24 protein-coding genes and 1 tRNA gene are annotated in these 20,246 nt (G+C 62.4%); 14 read left to right on the forward strand and 11 right to left on the reverse strand.

Annotated elements, in window-relative coordinates:
* Both BUB23_RS20850 and BUB23_RS20855 read right to left on the reverse strand, forming a co-directional pair.
* Window positions 1-513 (reverse strand): RNA polymerase sigma factor, encoded by a 513-nt coding sequence (locus BUB23_RS20850; protein WP_073107311.1) that lies wholly within the window; start codon window positions 511-513, stop codon window positions 1-3.
* Between the two features lie 22 nt (window positions 514-535).
* Window positions 536-916, reverse strand: a complete 381-nt coding sequence (locus BUB23_RS20855; RefSeq protein WP_073107313.1) for a COG4315 family predicted lipoprotein — start codon at window positions 914-916, stop codon at window positions 536-538.
* 203 nt (window positions 917-1,119) lie between these two features.
* Here BUB23_RS20855 and BUB23_RS20860 point away from each other — a divergent pair, with 203 nt between their 5' ends.
* Both BUB23_RS20860 and BUB23_RS20865 read left to right on the forward strand, forming a co-directional pair.
* Window positions 1,120-1,623, forward strand: coding sequence for a DUF488 domain-containing protein (locus BUB23_RS20860; RefSeq protein ID WP_342743865.1), 504 nt, complete (start codon window positions 1,120-1,122; stop codon window positions 1,621-1,623).
* Between the two features lie 20 nt (window positions 1,624-1,643).
* Window positions 1,644-2,594, forward strand: a complete 951-nt coding sequence (locus BUB23_RS20865) for a LysR substrate-binding domain-containing protein (protein WP_073107526.1) — start codon at window positions 1,644-1,646, stop codon at window positions 2,592-2,594.
* Here BUB23_RS20865 and BUB23_RS20870 read toward each other — a convergent pair.
* Entirely contained in the window at window positions 2,577-3,536 is a 960-nt protein-coding gene (locus BUB23_RS20870) for an alpha/beta hydrolase (protein WP_073107318.1), read from the reverse strand. The genes BUB23_RS20865 and BUB23_RS20870 overlap by 18 nt on opposite strands.
* Before the next feature lies 1 nt (window position 3,537).
* Window positions 3,538-4,563: a Bug family tripartite tricarboxylate transporter substrate binding protein gene (locus BUB23_RS20875; protein ID WP_178372367.1), complete on the reverse strand. Its 1,026-nt coding sequence runs from the start codon at window positions 4,561-4,563 to the stop codon at window positions 3,538-3,540.
* 70 nt (window positions 4,564-4,633) lie between these two features.
* Between BUB23_RS20875 and BUB23_RS27610 the strand changes: the two genes are divergently transcribed.
* On the forward strand, window positions 4,634-4,759 hold the full coding sequence (locus BUB23_RS27610; protein WP_281255570.1) for a hypothetical protein: 126 nt from the start codon (window positions 4,634-4,636) through the stop codon (window positions 4,757-4,759).
* 54 nt (window positions 4,760-4,813) lie between these two features.
* Complete coding sequence (locus BUB23_RS20880; RefSeq protein WP_073107321.1) at window positions 4,814-5,407, forward strand: phenylacetic acid degradation protein PaaY; 594 nt, start codon at window positions 4,814-4,816, stop codon at window positions 5,405-5,407.
* 67 nt (window positions 5,408-5,474) lie between these two features.
* Here BUB23_RS20880 and BUB23_RS20885 read toward each other — a convergent pair whose 3' ends face one another.
* Together BUB23_RS20885 and BUB23_RS20890 are read right to left on the reverse strand one after the other, a co-directional pair.
* Window positions 5,475-6,641, reverse strand: coding sequence for an alpha-hydroxy acid oxidase (locus BUB23_RS20885; protein ID WP_073107324.1), 1,167 nt, complete (start codon window positions 6,639-6,641; stop codon window positions 5,475-5,477).
* 146 nt (window positions 6,642-6,787) lie between these two features.
* Window positions 6,788-7,717 (reverse strand): phosphoribosyltransferase, encoded by a 930-nt coding sequence (locus tag BUB23_RS20890; protein ID WP_073107326.1) that lies wholly within the window; start codon window positions 7,715-7,717, stop codon window positions 6,788-6,790.
* Window positions 7,718-7,869: 152 nt separating this feature from the next.
* Here BUB23_RS20890 and BUB23_RS20895 point away from each other — a divergent pair.
* Window positions 7,870-7,946, forward strand: a tRNA-Arg gene (locus tag BUB23_RS20895).
* Window positions 7,947-7,994: 48 nt separating this feature from the next.
* On the opposite strand, the gene BUB23_RS20900 is transcribed toward BUB23_RS20895, so the two are convergent.
* Window positions 7,995-8,288, reverse strand: coding sequence for an addiction module antidote protein (locus BUB23_RS20900; RefSeq protein ID WP_073107329.1), 294 nt, complete (start codon window positions 8,286-8,288; stop codon window positions 7,995-7,997).
* 75 nt (window positions 8,289-8,363) lie between these two features.
* Between BUB23_RS20900 and BUB23_RS20905 the strand changes: the two genes are divergently transcribed.
* From BUB23_RS20905 to BUB23_RS20925, 5 genes are all read left to right on the forward strand, one after another.
* The gene (locus BUB23_RS20905; RefSeq protein WP_073107332.1) at window positions 8,364-8,600 is read left to right on the forward strand and encodes a hypothetical protein; all 237 of its coding nucleotides are present in this window, start codon (window positions 8,364-8,366) and stop codon (window positions 8,598-8,600) included.
* Window positions 8,601-8,819: 219 nt separating this feature from the next.
* Window positions 8,820-9,740: a DNA/RNA non-specific endonuclease gene (locus BUB23_RS20910; protein WP_073107335.1), complete on the forward strand. Its 921-nt coding sequence runs from the start codon at window positions 8,820-8,822 to the stop codon at window positions 9,738-9,740.
* Between the two features lie 141 nt (window positions 9,741-9,881).
* Entirely contained in the window at window positions 9,882-10,163 is a 282-nt protein-coding gene (locus tag BUB23_RS20915) for a hypothetical protein (protein WP_073107338.1), read from the forward strand.
* A gap of 226 nt (window positions 10,164-10,389) precedes the next feature.
* Window positions 10,390-11,577 carry an ATP-binding protein gene (locus tag BUB23_RS20920; protein WP_073107341.1) on the forward strand — a complete coding sequence of 396 codons (1,188 nt, stop codon included), beginning with the start codon at window positions 10,390-10,392 and terminating at the stop codon, window positions 11,575-11,577.
* Window positions 11,578-11,795: 218 nt separating this feature from the next.
* On the forward strand, window positions 11,796-13,877 hold the full coding sequence (locus tag BUB23_RS20925) for a coiled-coil domain-containing protein (protein ID WP_143161069.1): 2,082 nt from the start codon (window positions 11,796-11,798) through the stop codon (window positions 13,875-13,877).
* 40 nt (window positions 13,878-13,917) lie between these two features.
* Here BUB23_RS20925 and BUB23_RS20930 read toward each other — a convergent pair whose 3' ends face one another.
* Complete coding sequence (locus BUB23_RS20930) at window positions 13,918-14,469, reverse strand: DNA-3-methyladenine glycosylase (protein ID WP_073107532.1); 552 nt, start codon at window positions 14,467-14,469, stop codon at window positions 13,918-13,920.
* Between the two features lie 177 nt (window positions 14,470-14,646).
* On the opposite strand from BUB23_RS20930, the gene BUB23_RS20935 reads away from it, so the two are divergent.
* Entirely contained in the window at window positions 14,647-14,856 is a 210-nt protein-coding gene (locus tag BUB23_RS20935; protein ID WP_073107347.1) for a cold-shock protein, read from the forward strand.
* Window positions 14,857-14,921: 65 nt separating this feature from the next.
* Here the strand turns inward: BUB23_RS20935 and BUB23_RS20940 are convergent, their stop codons facing one another.
* The gene (locus BUB23_RS20940) at window positions 14,922-15,989 is read right to left on the reverse strand and encodes an adenosine deaminase (protein ID WP_084136175.1); all 1,068 of its coding nucleotides are present in this window, start codon (window positions 15,987-15,989) and stop codon (window positions 14,922-14,924) included.
* Window positions 15,970-16,650, reverse strand: coding sequence for a GntR family transcriptional regulator (locus tag BUB23_RS20945; RefSeq protein ID WP_073107350.1), 681 nt, complete (start codon window positions 16,648-16,650; stop codon window positions 15,970-15,972). The genes BUB23_RS20940 and BUB23_RS20945 overlap by 20 nt, the downstream gene beginning before the upstream one ends.
* 194 nt (window positions 16,651-16,844) lie before the next feature.
* On the opposite strand from BUB23_RS20945, the gene BUB23_RS20950 reads away from it, so the two are divergent.
* The 3 genes from BUB23_RS20950 to BUB23_RS20960 all read left to right on the forward strand — a co-directional run bounded on the left by BUB23_RS20950 (window position 16,845) and on the right by BUB23_RS20960 (window position 19,407).
* Window positions 16,845-17,627: an SDR family oxidoreductase gene (locus BUB23_RS20950; RefSeq protein WP_073107353.1), complete on the forward strand. Its 783-nt coding sequence runs from the start codon at window positions 16,845-16,847 to the stop codon at window positions 17,625-17,627.
* 76 nt (window positions 17,628-17,703) lie between these two features.
* Entirely contained in the window at window positions 17,704-18,636 is a 933-nt protein-coding gene (kce, locus tag BUB23_RS20955) for a 3,5-dioxohexanoate:acetyl-CoA acetone transferase (RefSeq protein ID WP_073107357.1), read from the forward strand.
* A 15-nt stretch (window positions 18,637-18,651) separates the two neighbouring features.
* On the forward strand, window positions 18,652-19,407 hold the full coding sequence (locus BUB23_RS20960) for an SDR family NAD(P)-dependent oxidoreductase (protein ID WP_073107359.1): 756 nt from the start codon (window positions 18,652-18,654) through the stop codon (window positions 19,405-19,407).
* 4 nt (window positions 19,408-19,411) lie between these two features.
* Here BUB23_RS20960 and BUB23_RS20965 read toward each other — a convergent pair whose 3' ends face one another.
* Window positions 19,412-20,245 (reverse strand): SIS domain-containing protein, encoded by an 834-nt coding sequence (locus BUB23_RS20965; RefSeq protein ID WP_073107538.1) that lies wholly within the window; start codon window positions 20,243-20,245, stop codon window positions 19,412-19,414.
* Between the last annotated feature and the right edge of the window lies 1 nt (window position 20,246).

The raw sequence follows: 20,246 nt of genomic DNA on the forward strand, positions 1-20,246 counted from the left end.
TCATTTCACACTGCGCATGCCCGTCGCGGGCCTGCGCTGTTCCATCCGCGCGCTCAACTGCTCACGGGCGCGCGACAGCCGCGACATGATAGTCCCGACCGCCACCCCCATGACACAGGCGGCTTGCGCGTAGCTCATTTCCTCGACGCTGACCAGAAGAATCACCGCCCGCAGATCCGGCGGCAGCTGCTGCAGCAGGCGGTCAAGGTCGCGCACTTCCAGATTGTCGGTCTGCGTGGCCCGCACCGGCACTGTGGGCGCGTCGTCGCCGTAGGGCACTTCGTAGCGGTCGCGCGCGCTGCGCACCTGGTCGATAAACAGGTTGTGCATGATGCCGAACATCCATGCGCGCAGTTCGCCGCGCCTGCGCCACAGCGGGAACCGGCTCCACGCGCGTTCCAGCGTGTCCTGCACCAGGTCGTCGGCGCGCTGCGCATCGCCGGTCAGGCCGCGCGCATAGCGGCGCAGGCCGGGAATGCACGCGACGACCTCGGCTTCTTTTTGCGCCCGCATGGGCACGGCAGGCTAGCGGCGATCAGGGTTTGACAACGTGCCACACGTCCTTGAAGTTGTCGCCCGACTTGTCGCCCTTCTTCGTGTCTTTGGCAAAAAGGTAGACCGGCTTGCCCTTGTACGCCCACTGCTTGCTGGCGTCATCGCGCGTGATAATGGTCAGGTCCCCTTGCGGCTTGGCGTCGGGCTCGGCGAGCACCGGCGGCCAGGCTTTCGCGCAGCCATCGTTGCATGCGCTTTTTCCGCTATTGGGAACGTCTTTGTCGAAGGTGTAGACCGTCATGCCCTGGGCGTCGACGAGAATGCCGTCCGCGGTTTTAAGCGCCATGTCGGCGGACTGCGCCGGCATGGAAAACAGGGCTGCGGCGCAAAGGGCCAGTGCGGCCGGAAAGGTGGTTTTCATGATGGGTAGCCTCTTGGTTGGTTGGAACTACAGCCTACAGACGTTCGGACCGGGCGGAATATTCCGCCTTGAATGACTTAAACACAGAAATCCCGCCTTTTCAAGGCCGATACACGGCCGAGGCGGCGGGTATGATGCAATAAGGCCAGCCTCCGGAGCACCGCCATATGACATGCGACCCTGCAAGACCGCTAGTATTGACCGTGGGACACTCCACGCGCCCCATCGAGGAATTCGTGGCGCTGCTGGCCGCGCACGGCGTCACGCGGCTTCTCGACGTGCGCACCGTTGCGCGTTCCCGCCACAATCCGCAGTTCAATATGGACGAGCTGCCCAGGTCATTGGCAGCGGCGGGCATAGGCTACGAGCATGTGGCCGGGCTGGGCGGCTTTCGCCGCGCGCGCCCCGATTCGGTGAACAAGGGGTGGCGCAATACGTCGTTCCGCGGCTATGCCGACTATATGCAAACGCCGGAATTCGCCCGGAGCCTGGACTGGCTGCTCGAGCGTGCCGGGGACGAACGGCTGGCGCTGATGTGCGCGGAGGCCGTGCCATGGCGCTGCCACCGCTCGCTTATCGCCGATGCCTTGCTGGTGCATGGCGTATGCGTCAAGGAAATCGTCAGCCCGGCGAAGCTGCAGGAGCATAAGCTGACGCCGTTTGCGAAGGTGGACGGAATGGCGATCACTTATCCCGTGGAAAAATGAATCGCAACGACTTGGCCGCCATGAAACTTTTTCGTCCATCCTTTTCGCTGATAACGCTGCAGGTTTTCGTCGCCGTCGCGCGCCTGGGCAGTTTCACGCGCGCGGCGGAGTCCGTTCATCTCACGCAAAGCGCGGTAAGCAAGCAGGTTGCCTTATTGGAAGCCCATTTGGGCGTCTCGCTTTTTATCCGCGCCGGCGGGGTGAGCCTGACCGGCGCGGGACGGGAGTTCCTCGAGGCAGTGGAACCGGCGCTGGACCGGATCGCCCGCGCCGCTGAACGCATAGGGCGTGCGGAAGCGGAGCAGGCTGTGGTGAGCCTGCTGGCGCCACCGGCGGTATTGCAATATTGGCTGATTTCGCTGCTGCCGCAGTTTGTCCGCGAACATTCGGGCATCGACCTGCGTTTGACGCCACGTTTGCTCAACGCGTCTTCGCCGCGCCTGGATCTGGATGCCGAGATCCGTTTTGGTTCCGGCGGCTGGCAAGGCGCGCGGGCGCGCTATTTGTTCGGACGCGAAATGTGCGTCGTGGCAAGCCCGAAGCTGCTGGCCCGCCGCCCATTGCATGCGCCGGACGACTTGGCAGGCCAGTTGCTGATGAGCCATGTGCTCTATCCCACGGCATGGTCGGAATGGCGCAACGCCATGGGAGCGAGCATCGAGCTGGATGCCAACAGACAGCAGTACGACCATTATTCCTTGATGATCGAAGCGCTGCAGGCCGAGCTGGGCATAGGCCTGGTGCCCCGGCTGCTGGTGCGCAAGTTCCTGGCAAGCGGCGAGCTGGTCGCGCCCTTCGATGAGGTGATGGTGGGCAGCAGCGGCTATTATCTGGTATTGCGCGATGCCGCCACCAACCCTGTGGCCTTGCGCACAGTCGGCGACTGGATCAAGGCGCAGGCCGACGAAATGGCTGCCGAATGGCTGCGCGGCGCCAGACGGACGGTTAGATACTCAGAGAATCGAAAGTAGTTCGCGGCACGCCTGCTGCACATAGGCATAGGCCCTGGGGCTGGCCGTGAGCATGCGCGCGAAGCCATGGATCATGCCCGTGGCGCGGGTATACGACACGGGCACGCCGGCGTCGCGCAGGCTCTGCGCGAACCCTTCGCCCTCATCGCGCAGTATGTCGTGTTCCGCCGTCATGATGACGGACGGCGGCAATTCCGCCATCCGTTTCCAGGCCAGTGGAAAGAGCAGCGCATCTTCGGCATCGGCATTTTCGCCGCCCGAAAATGTCCGCCAATAGTGCCGCATGGCTTCGGCGGTCAACCCTGGGCCGTTGCGGAACTCCCGCAGGCTGCCGGTTTTTGCATCGGGCGTCAGCGGCGGATAGAACAGCAGCATGCGATCGAATGCGGGGCTTGCGTCGCGCAAGGCCCGCATGACGCAGCCTAAGGCCAGGTGCGCACCGGCGCTGTCGCCGCCGATGGCCATGGGCATATCGTCCGAACAGCCGAGTATCTTCGCGTGCCGGCGCAGCCAGCGGGCGGCGGCCCAGCAATCTTCGTGGGCCGCGGGATGAGGGTTCTCGGGGGCGCGGCGGTAGTGAACGCTGGCCACCATATAGCCGGTCAGCGCCGCCAGATGTCCGCACAGCAGATCGTGGGTGGCCAGGCTGCCCGTCATCCATCCTCCTCCGTGGAAATAGAGCAACAGCCTGGACGGCGCGGCCGATAAGCCCCATTTGCCGTACAGCCTCAAGGGAATTTCGCGCCCCGCGGCGGCAATAAAGCAATCGCGGCGTTCGATGTCTTGCGCTGCCCGTTGTGGTAGGGACAGCGCGCCCAATTCGCTCACCAGGCGCCTGTGATCCGCATCGGCAAGCGCCAGGCCGGCGCAAAGTTTTTCTGCCTGAGCGACAAAGCGCAGCTGTTCAAGCAAATCGCCGTCGATTTCAGCGAGGGGCGGCATGTTACCGGTCAACGCTGATATTCCTGGTTCTTACGACTTCGGCCCATTTTTCGGTCTCGCTGGCGACGAAGCGGCCAAACTCCCGGGTTGTCGGCCCGCCGACCGCGACTCCGTCGCGCATGAAGCGTTCACGCAGATCCCGGGCTTGCAAGGCTTGCGTCAATGCCGCCGCCATGCGCTCGACGGCCGCCTCGGGCACGCCGGCGGGCGCGAACAGCCCGAACCAGTTGACTACCTCGAAATCCGCGGCGCCGCTTTCGGCGACGGTCGGCACATCCGGCATGGCCGGATTGCGCGCGGCGCTGGTTATGGCGATCGCTTTATAGCGGCCTGCACGCAGGACCGGCAAGGCGGAACTGGGATTCTCGAATATTCCGGTGACCCGGCCGCCGACGACGTCGCTGGTGTGGGCCGAGCCGCCTTTGTAAGGCACATGGGTGATGGGGGCGCCCATGGCCGCGCTGAGCAGTTCCATGGACATATGGCTGAGGGTGCCGTTGCCTCCGGAGGCCAGGGTGATGGTTTCCCCGTTCTTTGCCGCGGCGATCAGTTCGCCGAGATTGGCATATGGCTGCTGGATGCCGGTAACCAATAGCAGCGGATTGGATACGACCAGGCCGACCGGAATGAAATCGCTTGCCGTGTCGTAAGGCAGCTTGTCGAACAGGGCATTGTTGACGGCGAATCCGCCGCCGCCCAGCAGCAGGATATGGCTGTCGCCGCTCATACGCGCCACGTATTCCGTGCCGATCCGCGTATCGGCGCCGGGCTTGTTTTCCACGACAAATGGCTGGCCGGTGTTTTCGGCCATTTTCTGCGCGATCGAACGGGCGGAAATATCGGCGATGCCGCCGGGGCCATAGGGAACGATGATCCGTACCTGGCGGGTCGGCCAGCTGGCTTCCTGCGCCGCGCGGGCCTGGGGCGCCAGCAGGCCGGCGAGCGCCAGGACGACTGGAATGGCCGTTTTGGAGAGGCATTGACGCAGCCTGTGGGGACGGCGCGCCGGCTCGAGCAAGTTATCCATGGTTGTCTCCTCTTGTTGTGGGAGAGGGCAGTGTAGTATGGCGGGAAAGCGCCGGCGGTGAAGAATTCTCATGGGCATTCCGCGCTGGAATGCGCTATGCCGCGCCAAGGAAAGCGCCTCGATGGCGCAGCATATCGCCGCCGCGCAAGCACACTACCCGCGCATCCTGTCCGGGGCGGAGGGCCATTCTTCCTGATATATTGACCCCTCGACTTCGATACCCGCTAAAAATATTCCGGAGACCAGCCGCATGCTGAAAGTTTATGCCATTGACGGGATCATTCCCGTCGTCGACCCCAGCGCCTATGTGCATCCGACCGCGGTGCTGGTGGGCGACGTCATCGTCGGGCCCGGCGTGTATATCGGGCCCCTGGCCAGCTTGCGCGGCGATTTCGGACGCATCGTCCTCAAGGCGGGCTCGAACGTCCAGGACACCTGTGTCATCCATGGCGTGGGCGAAAACGATACGGTGGTCGAGGCCGACGGGCATATAGGGCATGGGGCTGTGCTGCATGGCTGCACCATAGAACGCAATGCCATGGTGGGCATGAACGCCGTCGTCATGGACCAGGCCGTCATCGGGCATTCCAGCATTGTCGCGGCCATGGCTTTCGTCAAGATAGGCCTGGCGGTTCCGCCGCGCAGCCTGGTGGTGGGCGCCCCGGCGCGCGTGCTGCGCGAATTGAGCGATGCCGAAATAGCGCGCAAGTCCTTCGGTACGCGGCAGTACCAGTTGCTGACCCGCCGCTGCCTGCAGACCATGCAGGCGGTGGACCCGCTGGCCGCCGAAGAACCAGGCCGCGCCCGCCTCACCGCGGATCTTGTGAATCCGTCGCAAGCTTGACAGGGGCGCGGCGGGCCGGCGGCGCCTGCTTATCTTGGCAGCCTGTCAGCACCGGTTTATCTGTCTATCAGTAGCGGTCGAAAATATCGCCATTCAGCAAAATGGAGCGATCGATGTTGTGGATGTCGGTGTGGCCGCAAAACCCCATGGTGATGTCCAGTTCGTTGGCAATGACCTGGAGGCAGCGCGACACGCCGGCTTCGCCCATGGCGCCCAGCGAATACAGGAATGGGCGGCCTATCATGGTGCCTTTGGCGCCCAGCGCTATGGCCTTGAGCACGTCCTGGCCGGAGCGGATGCCGCCGTCCATCCACACTTCGATTTCCTTGCCCACGGCATGGGCGATGTTGGGCAGGGCGGAAATCGAGGAGGGGGCGCCGTCCAGCTGGCGCCCGCCATGGTTGGATACGATCAGGGCGTCGGCGCCGCTTTCGACCGCCAGGCGCGCGTCCTCGGCGTCCATGATGCCCTTGAGTATCAGCTTGCCGCCCCAGCGTTTCTTGATCCATTCGATATCTTTCCAGCTCAGGGCGGGGTCGAACTGTTCGGCGGTCCACGAAGACAGGGAGGACAGATCGCCCACGCCTTTGGCATGGCCCACGATATTGCCGAAGGTCCGGCGCTTGGTGCCCAGCATGCTCATGCACCAGCGCGGCTTGGTCACCAGGTTGACCAGGTTGGCCAGCGTCGGACGCGGCGGCGTGGACAAACCGTTCTTGATGTCTTTGTGGCGCTGGCCCAGCACTTGCAGGTCCAGCGTCAGCACCAGGGCCGAACAATTGGCCGCTTTGGCGCGGTCGATCAGGCGCTCGATGAAGTCGCGGTCGCGCATCACATAGAGCTGGAACCAGAAGGGCTTGTGCGTATGGGCCGCGACGTCCTCGATCGAGCAGATGCTCATGGTCGACAGCGTAAACGGAATGCCGAATTTCTCGGCTGCCCTGGCGCCGAGGATCTCGCCGTCCGCGTGCTGCATGCCGGTCAGGCCCGTAGGCGCGATGGCCACGGGCATGGCGACGTCTATGCCTATCATCGAACTGCGGTAAGTGCGCTTTTCGATGTCGACGGCGACCCGCTGGCGGAATTTCAGTTTATGGAAATCACTTTCGTTCGAGCGATACGTGCCTTCGGTCCAGGAACCGGAATCTGCATAGTCATAAAACATCCTGGGCACCCGGCGCTCGGCCAGCCGGCGGAAATCTTCCACGCAGGTAATTTGGGATGGGGTGGACAAGAAACATCTCCTTGATTATTGGTATGGCGCCGGGCGGATCCGGCCTTTTTTTGCGAATAACGCATCTTAACCAAAATTTTCCCGCCGATGACGGGCTTGCGGTATGCGCCGCGCCGTGATGAAGCATGGCGCGCCCGGCGCTTTTGTCATGTTATATGAAGGTGTTCGACCTCGTTGGCATAGACCATGAGCGCCTTGCGGCCATTCCACCACAGCACGCGCGCCACTTTGGCGCGGCAGGCGATTTCGAGCGCCTGGGCCGGGTCGCTTTCAATGAAGTGGGTGTGGCAGCGGGCCAGGAGGGCCTGCGCTTTATGCTCGGCGGTCTGGTCGGCGGCGTGGCGCGCTTCGTCGCGCATGACCAGGGGGCCGTGAAAGCCATGCTGATCCAGCCAGGTTTGCGTGCGCCGGCGATCCTGCTCGGGGCGGCCCGTAATGATGGTGACGCGGCTCAAATCGACTTGGGGCAGGACTTCATTGGGCCGCAGCAGGTCGCGGCGGGCCAGGGTTTCATGCAGCGCCCGGGCGTACTGCTCTTCCGGCAGGTCCATGAGCAGCACGCCATCCAGGTCTATCGCCCATGAGGCATATTCGTGTTCGGGCCGGTTCGGGCGGTTCAAGGTGGCGTCGAACGCCGGCGTGATGGACTCCCTTTCCCAGGGAAACCAGGCCCTGAAGCCTGCCGGGATGGCGATGCCGTAATCCGGCTTGACGCGCGACTCCGCATCGTAGGCCAGGGTGAAAACGCTGAGCTCATGCCCCAGGCCGCGCAGGAAGCCCATGCTGTCCGACAGGGTGGTGCCGCGCCCGGCCACGTCTTCGGCCAGGAGTATCCGGCACGGCCTGGCAGGGCGGCCGACCGTATGCCAGGATACGGTCCGATCCGGCCTTGAATAGGCCAGCGCATACAGGGGCAGGCTCAGGCTGGTGGAGGCCATCACCCCGGGCACCAGGCCGCCGCGGGCAATGGCCACCACGGCGTCGAAATCCATCTGCCGCCAGTCGGGAACGAAACCCGAAATGACACTTTCGATGCGGGAATAATCATAAGAAAAGGCGGCGCGGGCGGTGCTCATGCGTGGTTCCTGTATTGGCCGCGCGCTGCCGCGGCTGGGCGCGCCGCGCGCAAGGACTCGTTGCGGCAATGGGTGGCACTCCATTTTACGCAGGGCGCGCCGGCTGGCAAGACATGCCAAATAATCTATGTTATAGTTACGCCTCTTTCGCAGCGGCTGTAGCTCAGTTGGATAGAGTACTTGGCTACGAACCAAGGGGTCGTGGGTTCGAATCCTGCCAGCCGCGCCAGATTTAGGGCCTCCCGCAAGGGAGGCCCTACCTGTTTGCACTATTGATTTAAGTGTGAATGGCGGACTGCGGTTGTAGCTTGATGCCCAGCGCGCGCATCACTTTGAGGATGGTTCCGAAGCTTGGATTGCCTTCGCCGGAAAGCGCTTTGTAAAGACTTTCCCGGCCAAGGCCTGTCTCCTTGGCAAGCTGTGTCATTCCCTTGGCGCGAGCAATGTCACCCAGCGCGGCAGCAATTAGCGCCGCATCATCGCCCGCTTCGTCCATGCTTATTTCGCCCTGCATTTGCGGGGCATTTTTACTCTTTTGCGTTTCTGCGGGCTTGGCCAAGTGGTACGCCATGCGTATTGCCAGCCGCAACGGCTTTCAGGGGCGTGCTATAAGAATGGCTATAGCAACTCTGCAGGTCCAGGGAAAATGTCCATTCGAGTATTGAGCCGTTGCGGCTTGTCGCTGTTTCTTGCCGCGCTGGTTTCTGGCTGCTCTTTGATCGGCCTCGGGGATTCGGGCCGCAGCAATGAGTGCAAGTGGAACCGCAGCAGCTGCATGTATGAGGGGCGGTATGAGCCGGGTGAAGAGGGCTATGCCGAACAGGAAGCGAAAGACCTGAATCGGGCCGCATCCGAAAGGCTGCGCCGCAGCTCTGGCAGGTGACCGCGCGCCGGGTTCGAGTCCCGGCATTTCCGTCAACAGCCCCGCCTGCCGCACGATCGGCGGGCTATTCTTTTTCCGGAGCAAAAAAAGGGCCGGCCAGCGTACCGCGCGGCGCTATTGTTCGGGCCGCCTGACCGGCCGTTGCGCCGCGTCGCCTACTATCAGGCGTTGTACCGGTCGCGCGGCTGCGCCGGCTCGTAGTATCCCGATCCAAACAGCATGACGAGCAAAAAGCAGCCAGTTCCCCGCAGAAGACGTTCAACTACCCAATCGAGATCAAGGAAGGCGCCCGCCGCCCGACTCCGGCGTTTACTGAAGGCGTTCTGCGCCTCCGCCATCACCGCATTCAGCGTTGCCAGCTGCGCCCTGAACCCACAGTGGCGCGACGGAATTTCGCTCGACCCCCTGCTGGCGCAGATCGGGCTGCCCGGCCAGGAGCAGGCGGCCCCGCAGGCGGTATCGCCGGGCGAACTGGTTCAGACCGACTTCGCCGGGTGCCGGCAGTTTTTCCCTGGAGGACAGCCTCCGGCAGTTCCTGCCGCGCCAGCGTTGCGCGAGATATGCTTCTCGTCCTTCGCCATCCTGCACAGCGGCCGGACAAAAACGCCTGTGTTTGCCGTTCAGCGGCTGAACCGTCGAATGCTGGTCCAGGACCTGGGGGTTCAGAGGACGGACAGGTTCTATGCAGAGGCCCGGGTGCCGCAAGCCGAACGCGCGGAATTGGCCGATTACCGGGGCTCCGGATATTCGCGTGGGCATATGGCGCCGGCGGGCGATATGCGCAGCTCCGAGGCGATGGCGCAAAGCTTCTCGCTGGCCAACATGGTTCCGCAGAACCAGGCGCAGAATGCCGGCGCCTGGAGCCGCATTGAGCAGGACACGCGCAAGTATGTGATGCGCGCCGCGGCTGACGTCTATATCTTCACCGGGCCTGTTTATGATGCCCGGCCGGAGGTGATTGGGGCGGGCAGGGTGGCGGTCCCGAGCTATCTGTACAAGGTGGTCTATGATGCGGCGACGAGACGGTCGTGGGTGCACTGGCAGGAGAACAGCGCGAACACCAAGGCCGGGCCGCCGATCGGCTACGACGAGTTTGTTCGGCGCACTGGGTTGCAGCTATTGCCGATAGCCAGGCATTGATCAGCTGGCGAGCATCGCGGGCAGGCCGGCTTGCTCAAGTGTGCGAACAAGGAAATGTGTGCCATGCTTGCAAGCGACACGGTTCACATTTATAGCTAAATAGCTAAATTCCATTTGTGTCCACCGGATCCTCGCCAGCTTATGAATATCTCCAACCTTGAACACATCTTTTACGCGCTGCTGATTCAGGCGGCGGTATGGCTGCCGACCCGCAGTTGGTGGCTGGGGGCCGCGCTGGCCATAGGCTTGTTCATGGGGCGCGAACATGCCCAGCGCGAGTACAACAACGGCGGCCCGTCGAAACTCACTCCATGGGAGGCGTTCGATGTCTGGAACTGGAGCCTGGATGCCCAGCTCGATCTGGTTCTGCCTGTGGCGGCTGTAGTGCTTGTCGCCTGGCTTGCCGGCCATGTGTCGCGATGACGGGCAAGAGGCCCAAGGGCTTTTTATCACTCGCCGTGAGCGGGCATTTTTACCTTCACCATGGAAGGCCGATGATTGAAATGAAAAACATAGACGCGCTGGCCGTGAAGCTGGCCGAGTCGCCAGAGCGCTGGTACCGCGTCATCCATATTTATCGAAATTACCCGTTTATTCATCAATTTAGGTAAACTCCACCTAAACAGATAAATCGTCAATTGGAGTGATCATGGATCCGCGAGATAATCCGTTCGTACCAGGCGCCGGTACTCCCCCGCCGGAGCTGGCTGGCCGTCATGATGTGTTGGAACGTGCAGAAATCGCGCTCACTCGCATTCAACGCGGCAGACCTTCAAAAAGCCTTATCGTAGTGGGTCTGCGAGGAGTTGGGAAAACGGTGTTGTTGGTTCGTTTTCAAGACCAAGCCGAACGGCAAGGATATCAAGCGACGTTGATTGAGGCGCATGAAGGGAAAAGCCTTCCTGAGCTTTTAATACCTCCCTTACGGAAAATGCTCTATTCCTTGAGTGTTACCGCTGCCGCAGGAGAGAAGGGCAGGAAGGCCCTTAGAGCGCTGCGCAGCTTTATCGGGACGGTGAAAGTTTCATATGGTGATTTCGAACTAGGTATCGAGCCCGAGAAGGGTGTGGCCGACAGTGGAGACTTGGAAGTCGATCTGGGGGATTTGTTCGTTGCCGTAGGAGAAGCGGCAGCCGAGCGCGCCACCGCTGTCGCATTATGCATAGATGAAATGCAATATCTCTCCAGCAAGGAGTTCAGCGCGCTAATTATGGCGGTTCATAAGGTGTCACAGCGCAACTTGCCGCTAGTCATCGTTGGAGCAGGCTTGCCGCAAATTCTTGGCTTGGCGGGACAATCTAAATCATACGCTGAGCGATTATTTGATTATCCCAGCGTGGGGGCGCTTAGTAGTGAGGACGCTAAAGCGGCCCTGGTCGCTCCAGCGGCGGCAACGGGAGTGGAGTTTGCTTCCGCTGCACTCGATAAGATCGTGTCATTGACCAAGGGCTATCCATATTTTCTTCAGCAATGGGGTTATGAGGTCTGGAATATCGCGGCGGAATCGCCTATTAGTTTATTGGATGTAGAGGTCGCGACAAACGCCGCGATTCGCGCTTTGGACGAGAGTTTTTTCAGGGTTCGATTCGACCGGTGCACGCCTTCGGAAAAACGTTACATGCGTGCCCTCGCTCAACTTGGAGAAGGGTCGAAGCGTTCTGGAGATGTAGCGGAGGCCTTAAACGTCAAAGTCACCAGCATTGGCCCAACGAGATCCAAACTCATTCTCAAAGGAATGATATACAGCCCCCAGCATGGTGAAACGGCTTTTACTGTCCCATTATTTGACGAATATATGCGGCGCGTCATGCCGGGGGAAGACTGGCGCCATGTGTAGTTTCTGAAACCCTTCAGAAGCCCAACTCCCCAGGCACGTTCCATGTCTGTACTATTCGCAGGTTTTTGCCCTAAGCCGTAAGGCCGGTGGCTGCGCGCATTCGCCTTGACTAGACTTTGCTGACGCGAGCCGGTGTTTCATGCCGGGAATCGAAGATCGCCATGGCGATCCCGCCTGTATCCGCTGGCTTGCGACCGGTTATCGGAGGGGAGGTCGGTATGCGGTTGGTCCTAGTTGCTATGGTATGCGCCACCCTGCCGCTTCCCCTGGCGGGCCATGCCGCGTCCACCCAGGCCGAACTCGCGAAAATGCTCAAGGAGCAGCAGCGCGCCTTGCTGCAGGAACAGGCCCAGGCCCTCCGGGACGCCAGGAACGAGGCGGCGCGGGTTCAGCGCGAGCAGCAGCAGGAGAAGGCCCGGGCGGACCGGGAGGCCAGGCAGCGGGAGGCCCAGATCAAGCGGGATGCCCAGCAAAAAGAAGCCCAGATCAAGCGGGCGGACCAGCAAAAGGAAGCCCAGGCCAAGCGGGCGGCCGAGCAACAGGCGAACCGGGAGCTGCAGGCCCAGCGCCAAAAGGAGCACCAGGCGCGCCAGGCCGCGCTGGCGCAGCGGCGCATCGACGAACGGCGCAAGGCCTGCGAGCCCGCCGAAGCCTGGCTGGAAGATGGGCCGGTGGCCTCCGTCCTGGGCGCCGACGGCCGCGTGTCGGCCGCCGCCCAGGAAGCCGCGGCCGTCGCTTTGCTGTCGCATGGCCGCTTCGAGAGGGCGTTCGGGCGGACTTACGAGAGCATGACGCAAGAGGAGATTTTTGCGCTCGGCCGGCAAGTGGGATCGTGCTTCGGCCAGCCGGACGGCCCATTGGTCCGCCTTTCCCTGGCGCAAAAAATGGCGGCGAGCGCCGCGCTGAACGGATATAGACAACAGCTTTACCTGCAGGGGCTGGAACGGGTGCGCGCGGCGCAGGAAACCCTGGGCAGCGTTGCGCAGCAACTGGATGCGCTCGCGCCGGACAAGGCCGGCTACGACAAACTGGGCCAACTGGAATCCAGGGGCCTGGCGCTCTTGTCGCTGGGGTCGGCTCCGGCCGTCGAGCGCTTCAAGGAGGCGCTTGCCGGGGCGGACGCGCGGGTGGCCCTGCCCGTGGAGCAGGAGCTGGTACGCCAGGCCATAAGCGCAGCGGACGGCGTACAAGGGCTGCTGGCGCTGGATGCGCTGCGCGCCAGCATGTACAGGCAGCCTTCCCTCGCGGGGGCCGCCCCCGGAGCCAAGGCGGCACGGCATGCCCACGCCGAGGCCATTACTGTGCGGATCGACGAGCTCGCCGCCGGGATAGCGGATATCGAGCGGCAGCGCATCGATGCGCTGGGCAGTGGTCTGACCGGCCTGGAGCGCGGATTGCAATGGCAGGCCGACTACAAGGCGCGCCTGGCGCACTTGTCGGGACGGGTCAAGGCGCTGGCCGATTTGCCGCGCTATTTCCGGGAAAGGCGCCTGGCCCTGCTGGAGGCTGGCGGCCCGGCGCTGGCGCGAGCCGTGGCGGACAGCAAGGACGAACAGGATTTGCAGGCCCTCCAGGCCAGGTATCTGCTGGCCGGCGACGAAACCACGGTGCCCGGGACGCGGATATTGACCGCTGTGGCCGACCAGCGCCGCGAGCTCGAGAAGCGGGCGGCGCTGGGGCGGCGCCCGCAGGAGGACAGGGCGGAGCTGGCATCGGGCGGTCCGGCGCCAGCATCCCTGGCGGCCGGCGCTCCTGCCGGGGATGCCGTTGCTCCAGGTACTTCCGGTGCTTCCGGTGCTTCCGGTGCTTCCGGTGCTTCCGGTGCTTCCAGTGCTTCCAGTGCTTCCAGTGCTTCCAGTGCTTCCGGCGCTGGCGTTTCATCGCCCGGCGAGCCGTCCGAGGAAACGATGTATGACTTGATACGGACGGTGCTGGATCAGGGGGCGCGCAAGCAGGCCGAGATGCTGTCGCAGTGCCAGGGCGATGGCCTGCGTCCCGGCGACCCGGCGATGAATTATGTGTGCGCGATTGTGCTGCTAGGCAAAGGCATACAGAGCGGCACTCTCGCGCCCGACAAGCCCGCCAGGATACTGAAGTTTGAAAAGCTGGGGTGCGCGCCGGCGATGGGCAAGGCCGGCTACATCTGCGACTATGAGCTGGCGGTGGAGAAGAACCTGAATCCCGCTTTGGTCGGCCCGCAGGCAAAGCGGCTGCTGGAAGGCCCCTCGGCCAAGCAGGCCCGCTTCCTGCAAGGGCGCGACGGATGGCGGATTTTCTATACGGAAGACGCCGTGCGGTAGAGGCTAGCGCGCATCGCTGGCGCGGCTGATTCCGGCGCGGCTATTTTTTCGAAACGTAGCGATTGCCCTCTATATAGAAGCGCAGCAGCTTGCCGGCCCATTCGCCGGCGTAGTCCACGCCGATCCGGGGGCGCTGCACGATATGCATGGCTTCCTGCATCGGCGGCTGAGCGATATGGAAATCATCGCTGCACAAGTCGTGGCCGTAGTGGCTGCGGTCCACGCCCATTGCCTTGCACAGCCGCCCCGGCCCTTTGGTGTTGTCGGCCAAGTTGGCGACGGGCTCCAGGGCGCGCAACAACACCGCGGCGCCCGTGCCGTCGGGCTCGGTGACGACATTCATGCAGTGATGCATGCCGTAGATCAGGTACACATAGGCGTAGCCCGGCGGGCCGTACATGACCTGGGTGCGCGATGTGATGCCTTTCGAGCTATGGGCCGCCAGGTCATGCGGGCCCAGATAGGCCTCGACTTCGACGATTTTCCCAATGCGTTCGGTATCGCCGACCTTGTGCACCAGCAGCTTGCCCAGCAATTCATGCGCCACCAGTGTGGTATCCCTGCTATAAAACTCTCGGTTCAGTATTTGCATGCGTAATAATTTCTTGACTATGGGCTGGCCTAAGCGTAGCATTAGCCGTTAGATTTTCAAGTTCGTTGAAGTTAGTACAAGTGAAGTACCAGGAAACAGTACTTTTTTGCTCAAATCTCTACACCTTGACAGTCTTCTATAGAGCATATCGCTCGTCTTTTTAGGGATTGCAAAAAAATGCAAACAGAAACTGGTATTGTAAAGTGGTTCAACAACGAAAAGGGCTTTGGTTTCATCAAGCCTGAATCGGGTGGCAAGGACTTGTTCGCGCACCACACCGACATCATCGGCACCGGCTTCAAGTCGCTCGAAGAAAACCAACGCGTTTCTTTCGTAGCCGCCGAAGGCCAAAAAGGCCCCCAAGCCAAATCGATCCAAGCTATCTAAACACAGCTTGCCAGATTGAAAAAAACCCGCCGCGAGGCGGGTTTTTTGCTGCCGGGGCGCCTTTTTCATCGGATATACGCCGTCAGCCGGCGCAGGAGCTTTTCTTTTTGCTCCCACGGCAGGAACGATGCCTCGATGCTGTTGCGCGCCAGGGCGGCCAGTTCTTGCCGGCTCAGGCCCAGGGCCTGCGCGCAGGCGATGTAGTTGTCGGCCACATAGCCGCCGAAATAGGCGGGGTCGTCCGAATTGACCGTGACCATCACGCCGCCGCGCAACAGGCGCGCCAGGTTGTGGTCCCGCAAATCCCGCAGCACGCGAAGCTTGAGGTTCGACAACGGGCATACCGTCAAGGGAATCTGCGCGTCGACCAGGCGCTGCAATAGCGCCGGGTCTTCCTCGCTGCGCACGCCATGGTCTATGCGTTCCACCTGCAGCAGGTCCAGCGCATCGCGCACGTAAGCGGCCGGGCCTTCCTCGCCCGCATGGGCCACCAGGCGGAAGCCCAGCGCTTTGCAATGGGCGAAAACGCGCGCGAATTTTTCCGGCGGGTTGCCGCGCTCGGCCGAATCCAGCCCTATGCCTATCCAGAGATCCCCGTATTGTTCGCGCAGGGGCAGCGCCGCCGCCAGGGTGGCAAAGGCCTGCTCTTCGGATAAATGGCGCAGGAAGCTCAATATCAGGTAGCCGCTGACGCCCGTGGATGCCTGCGCCTCGCGCAGGGCGCGGGCGATGCCGGCGAACACGGTTTCAATGGCTACGCCGCGCCCGGTATGCGTCTGCGGGTCGAACATGATTTCCGCGTGCGCCACGCCATCGGCCTGGGCGCGGCGCATATAAGCCATGGTCATGTCGTAGAAATCGCGCTCGGTGATCAGCACTCTTGCGCCCGCGTAATATAAATCCAGGAAGGATTGCAGGTCGCCGAATGCATAGGCGGCGCGCAAGGCCTCGACCGTGGCATAGGGCAGCGCAATGCCATTGCGCCGCGCCAGTTCGAACAGCAGCTCCGGTTCCAGCGAACCTTCGATATGGAGGTGCAGCTCGGCTTTGGGCAGGCCGAGCACGAAGGCGCGCAGGTCGGCGTCCGGCCCGGAAGAGGGCGGAGCGGCCGTTTCAGGAGAATTGCTTGGCATGGATATAGTTGAAAGCGCTTTTTATGTCATCTTGCAGCGCCTGCCTGGCCCCTGATGGATTGCTTTCCCGCAGGGCGTCTATCATCTTCTGGTGATGTTCGACGGCTATCTTTTTTTCCGTTCTTTCCGACCCGCCGCGCAGGTCGTAGTTCAGGACAGGCCCTATTCTAAGCCATAGCGTTTCGATGATCTTCATCAGCATGGGCATCGCCGCCGCCTCGTAGATCGAAAAATGCAGTTCCTTGTTGAGCAGCACGACCGGCGCCTTGTCGCCGCCGGGAGCGTCCATGGCCCGGGCCAGGTCCGCGTTCAGGGCCTCGAGCGACTCGATCAGCGCGTCCGTGGCCTTGCGCGCCGCCTGTTCCACTGCGTAGCCTTCTATCTGCAGGCGGATATCGGTAATTTCCTTGAATTGGTCCGCCGTCATTTTCGGCACCCTGACCGAGCGGTTGGGCGCGACTTCCAGCGCCTGGTCGGCCACCAGCTGGTATACGGCTTCCCGCACCGGCATCACGCTCACCCCCAGCGCCTCGGCGGTGGAGCGCAGGGAAAGCTGTTCGCCCGGCATGAGCTTTCCGCTGAGCAGCAGGTCCTTGATTTGCAACAAAACATTGGAACCCAAGGTGACTCGCTTGGGGGCGGGGCTTAGCAGGGTTTGCATGATGTTCTACATCTAGGGTTATCACTTAGGGTTATCACCAACTGTGATCTGTGATCTCAGTTGGATAGTATAACGAGGAAAATGGCACGACAAGTAAACCATACGCCTCGCACCGGGGCGTCGCGCGCGAATTCAATTTATTAATAAACCTGGATTTCCACAAGGAAACACTTTGGCTTTGACGAGAGGCGGTTATGTTTGAAGATGTGAGCATGAAGGGCAAGAAAATCCTGATCACGGCGGGAGCCAGCGGCCTGGGGCTGGAAATGGCCCATGTGTTCTCCGCGGCGGGTTCCGAAGTGTTCATTTGCGATATCGATGAAGCGCTGCTGGCGCAGGCCAAGGCGCAATACCCGCAAATCCATACCGCGGTGGCGGACGTCGCCGATGAAAGCAGCGTGGCGGCCCTGTTCGGCAAGGTCCAGGAGGTTTTCGGCGCGCTGGACGTTCTGATCAACAATGCCGGCATCGCGGGGCCCACCGGCTACGTCGAGACGCTGGAAAAAGCCGACTGGGACAAGACCCTGGCGGTCAATATCACGGGGCAGTTTCTTTGCGCCCGGCTGGCCATTCCTCTGCTCAAGAAAGCGCAGGCGGGGGTCATGATCAATATGTCGTCGGCCGCCGGGCATCTGGGCTTCGCCGGCCGGGCGGCCTATGCGGCCTCGAAATGGGCCGTGGTCGGCTTTACCAAGAGCCTGGCCATAGAGCTGGGCAAATACGGCGTACGTGTCAATGCCATCCTGCCGGGGGCTGTGGAAGGGCCGCGCATCAGGGCGGTGATCGCCGCCAAGGCGCAGACGCTGGGCAAGCCGGTCCAGGACGTGGCGCTGGGGTACGAGCAGCAGGCGTCGCTGGGCCGCATGGTGTCGGCCCGCGACATCGCCAACATGGCCTTGTTCACCGCCAGCGCCGCGGCGGCCAGCGTGAGCGGCCAGGCCCTGGTGGTGGACGGGCATACCCAGGCGCTGATTTGACATGGCGCATCCAGCCAGGCGCCGATTGCGGCAGATCGAATCGAACTGATACGTCCATTACAGAGGAAAATGCATTATGGCAAGCAAGAAGAAAGTGGTCATCACCTGCGCGGTAACCGGCGCCATTCACACTCCCAGCATGTCGCCCTATCTGCCCGTGACGGCGGATGAAATCGCCGATGCGGCGATCGCCGCGGCCGAGGCCGGCGCCGCGGTGCTGCATCTGCATGCGCGCGACCCGGACAACGGCAAGCCCTCGCAAGACCCGGATCTGTTCAGACCGTTCCTGGAGAAAATCAAGGCCAGCACCAATGCAGTGGTCAATATCACGACTGGCGGCAGCCCGCACATGACAGTCGAGGAGCGCATGCGCCCGGCCATGACCTTCAAGCCCGAGCTGGCGTCCCTGAACATGGGATCGATGAATTTCGGCCTGTTCCCCATGCTCGGGCGCTTCAAGACCTTCGAGCACGAGTGGGAACGCGAGCATCTGGAAAACAGCAGGGACCTGATCTTCAAGAATACGTACAAGGATATCGAGGCCATCCTCAGGAAGGGGACGGAAAACGGCACCCGCTTCGAATTCGAATGCTACGACATCAGCCATCTCTACAACCTGGCCCATTTCGTGGACCGCGGCCTGGTGCAGAGTCCGCCATTCATCCAGTCGGTTTTCGGCATCCTGGGCGGGATCGGGCCCGATCCCGAAGACCTGATGCATATGCGCCGGACCGCCGACCGGCTGTTCGGCGACGGCTACCAGTGGTCCATCCTGGGGGCGGGGCGCAACCAGATTCCGCTGGCCACCATGGGCGCCGCCATGGGCTCGAACGTGCGGGTCGGCCTGGAGGACTCGCTGTGGATAGGCCCCGGCCAGCTGGCCTCGTCCAATGCCGAGCAGGTCGGCCGCATACGGATTATTCTCGAGGCTTTGAATCTCGAGGTGGCGACGCCGGACGAGGCCCGCGCCATCCTGCACCTGAAGGGCGCCGACAAGGTTGCATTCTGATTTCAGGGAGTTCGCATGTTTGATTTATCCGGACAGGTCGCGCTGATTACCGGCTCGTCGCGCGGGATAGGCCTGGCGGCGGCCCAGGCCCTGGGCCGCCAGGGCGCCACCGTCATCATCAATGGCCGCGACCCCGCGGTGCTCGAGCAGGCGCGGGAGGGCCTGGCCAGCCAGGGCATCCACGCGCTGGCCCTGCCTTTCGACATCACCGATATCGATCAAGCCGTCCAGGCGGTGGACGAGGTGAGCAAGACGGTGGAAAAGATCGACATCCTTTTTTCCAATGCGGGCGTCCAGCATCGGGAAAAGCTGCTGACCTTTCCCTTGCCGGATTTCGAGCGCGTGGTGTTCGCCAACTTGACCGCCCAGTGGGCCTTGGGCCGGCATATCGCGCGCGGCATGGATGCCCGGGGATACGGGCGCATCATCTTTACCGGATCCATCACCGCGCTGCTGGGCCGGCGGGAAATCACCGCCTATACCGCCGCCAAGGCCGCCATGCACGGGCTGGTCAGGCAATGGGCGGCCGAACTGGCCGAGTCCGGCATTACGGTCAATGCCATCGCGCCCGGTTATATAAAAACCGAGTTGACGACGAAACTATGGAATGATCCCGAGTTCACGGCATGGCTGGAAAACCGGGTTCCCCTGAAAAAATGGGGCGACCCCGACGACATCGCCGCGGCCCTGGTGTTTCTTGCCGCCAGGGAGTCCCGGTTCGTGACCGGCCAGGTGCTGGTCGTCGATGGAGGCATGTCCTCCAGCATGTAGCGCATCAGGCCTGCCGGCGCCCGCGCAGGCTGCGCTTGGTTTTTTCCAGGACCAGGCTGACATCGTTGCCGCGCCTGAGGGCCACGCCCAGGGCCAGCACATCGACCAGCGCCAGGTGCACCAGGCGCGATATCATGGGACTGTAGATCTCCGTGTCTTCCTGGGTGTCGGCGCGCAGCATGACGGTGGCCAGTTGCGCCAAAGGGGTATTCGACGCGGTAATGGCCACCACCGGGCAGCCATTCTTCAAGGCCAGCTTTACCGCGTCCAGCAGTTCCCTGGAGCGGCCCGAGTGCGAAATGGCGACCAGCACGTCCCGGGGGCTTAGCAGGGAAGCGGCCATGAGCTGGGTATGAGTATCGGCGTAGGCCACCGTGGACAGGTCGAAGCGGAAGAATTTGTGCTGCGCGTCGGCCGCCACGATGCCGGAATTGCCGACCCCGTAGAACTCGATGCGCCGCGCTCCCGCCAGCAAGCCTATGGCGGTGTCGAGGCGTTCGGCGTTGATGTCGTTGCGCACCCGCAGCAAGGCCGAGACGGCGTTGTCCAGCACCTTGGCGGCCAGCACGGCGGTGCCGTCGCCGGCGCTCAGCGATGAATGCACATAGGGCACTCCCACCATCAGGCTGGCGGCCAGCTTGATCTTGAAATCTGGCCAGCCGCCGTAGCCCATGGACCGGCAAAAGCGGATGACGGTGGGCTCGCTGACCTTGGCCAGCCGGGCGACATCGCCCAGCGCCGATTTGGCCACGGCGCGGGTCTGTTCCAGTATCAACTGCGCCACCTTGCGCTCCGCCGTGCTCAGGCTGGAAAGCTGCTGCCGTATTTGGGCCAGCACG

Origin of the sequence: Pollutimonas bauzanensis (assembly GCF_900129885.1) — a bacterium.
Classification (GTDB): domain Bacteria; phylum Pseudomonadota; class Gammaproteobacteria; order Burkholderiales; family Burkholderiaceae_B; genus Pollutimonas; species Pollutimonas bauzanensis.

Bases quoted from the DNA above. Each gene is read 5' to 3' on its own strand.
- BUB23_RS20850 (WP_073107311.1), bottom strand. From the start codon at position 513: ATGCGGGCGCAAAAAGAAGCCGAGGTCGTCGCGTGCATTCCCGGCCTG.
- BUB23_RS20855 (WP_073107313.1), bottom strand. From the start codon at position 916: ATGAAAACCACCTTTCCGGCCGCACTGGCCCTTTGCGCCGCAGCCCTG.
- BUB23_RS20865 (WP_073107526.1), top strand. From the start codon at position 1,644: ATGAAACTTTTTCGTCCATCCTTTTCGCTGATAACGCTGCAGGTTTTC.
- BUB23_RS20870 (WP_073107318.1), bottom strand. From the start codon at position 3,536: ATGCCGCCCCTCGCTGAAATCGACGGCGATTTGCTTGAACAGCTGCGC.
- BUB23_RS20875 (WP_178372367.1), bottom strand. From the start codon at position 4,563: ATGGATAACTTGCTCGAGCCGGCGCGCCGTCCCCACAGGCTGCGTCAA.
- BUB23_RS27610 (WP_281255570.1), top strand. From the start codon at position 4,634: ATGGGCATTCCGCGCTGGAATGCGCTATGCCGCGCCAAGGAAAGCGCC.
- BUB23_RS20880 (WP_073107321.1), top strand. From the start codon at position 4,814: ATGCTGAAAGTTTATGCCATTGACGGGATCATTCCCGTCGTCGACCCC.
- BUB23_RS20890 (WP_073107326.1), bottom strand. From the start codon at position 7,717: ATGAGCACCGCCCGCGCCGCCTTTTCTTATGATTATTCCCGCATCGAA.
- BUB23_RS20900 (WP_073107329.1), bottom strand. From the start codon at position 8,288: ATGGCGTACCACTTGGCCAAGCCCGCAGAAACGCAAAAGAGTAAAAAT.
- BUB23_RS20905 (WP_073107332.1), top strand. From the start codon at position 8,364: ATGTCCATTCGAGTATTGAGCCGTTGCGGCTTGTCGCTGTTTCTTGCC.
- BUB23_RS20910 (WP_073107335.1), top strand. From the start codon at position 8,820: ATGACGAGCAAAAAGCAGCCAGTTCCCCGCAGAAGACGTTCAACTACC.
- BUB23_RS20915 (WP_073107338.1), top strand. From the start codon at position 9,882: ATGAATATCTCCAACCTTGAACACATCTTTTACGCGCTGCTGATTCAG.
- BUB23_RS20920 (WP_073107341.1), top strand. From the start codon at position 10,390: ATGGATCCGCGAGATAATCCGTTCGTACCAGGCGCCGGTACTCCCCCG.
- BUB23_RS20925 (WP_143161069.1), top strand. From the start codon at position 11,796: ATGCGGTTGGTCCTAGTTGCTATGGTATGCGCCACCCTGCCGCTTCCC.
- BUB23_RS20930 (WP_073107532.1), bottom strand. From the start codon at position 14,469: ATGCAAATACTGAACCGAGAGTTTTATAGCAGGGATACCACACTGGTG.
- BUB23_RS20935 (WP_073107347.1), top strand. From the start codon at position 14,647: ATGCAAACAGAAACTGGTATTGTAAAGTGGTTCAACAACGAAAAGGGC.
- BUB23_RS20940 (WP_084136175.1), bottom strand. From the start codon at position 15,989: ATGCCAAGCAATTCTCCTGAAACGGCCGCTCCGCCCTCTTCCGGGCCG.
- BUB23_RS20945 (WP_073107350.1), bottom strand. From the start codon at position 16,650: ATGCAAACCCTGCTAAGCCCCGCCCCCAAGCGAGTCACCTTGGGTTCC.
- BUB23_RS20950 (WP_073107353.1), top strand. From the start codon at position 16,845: ATGTTTGAAGATGTGAGCATGAAGGGCAAGAAAATCCTGATCACGGCG.
- kce (WP_073107357.1), top strand. From the start codon at position 17,704: ATGGCAAGCAAGAAGAAAGTGGTCATCACCTGCGCGGTAACCGGCGCC.
- BUB23_RS20960 (WP_073107359.1), top strand. From the start codon at position 18,652: ATGTTTGATTTATCCGGACAGGTCGCGCTGATTACCGGCTCGTCGCGC.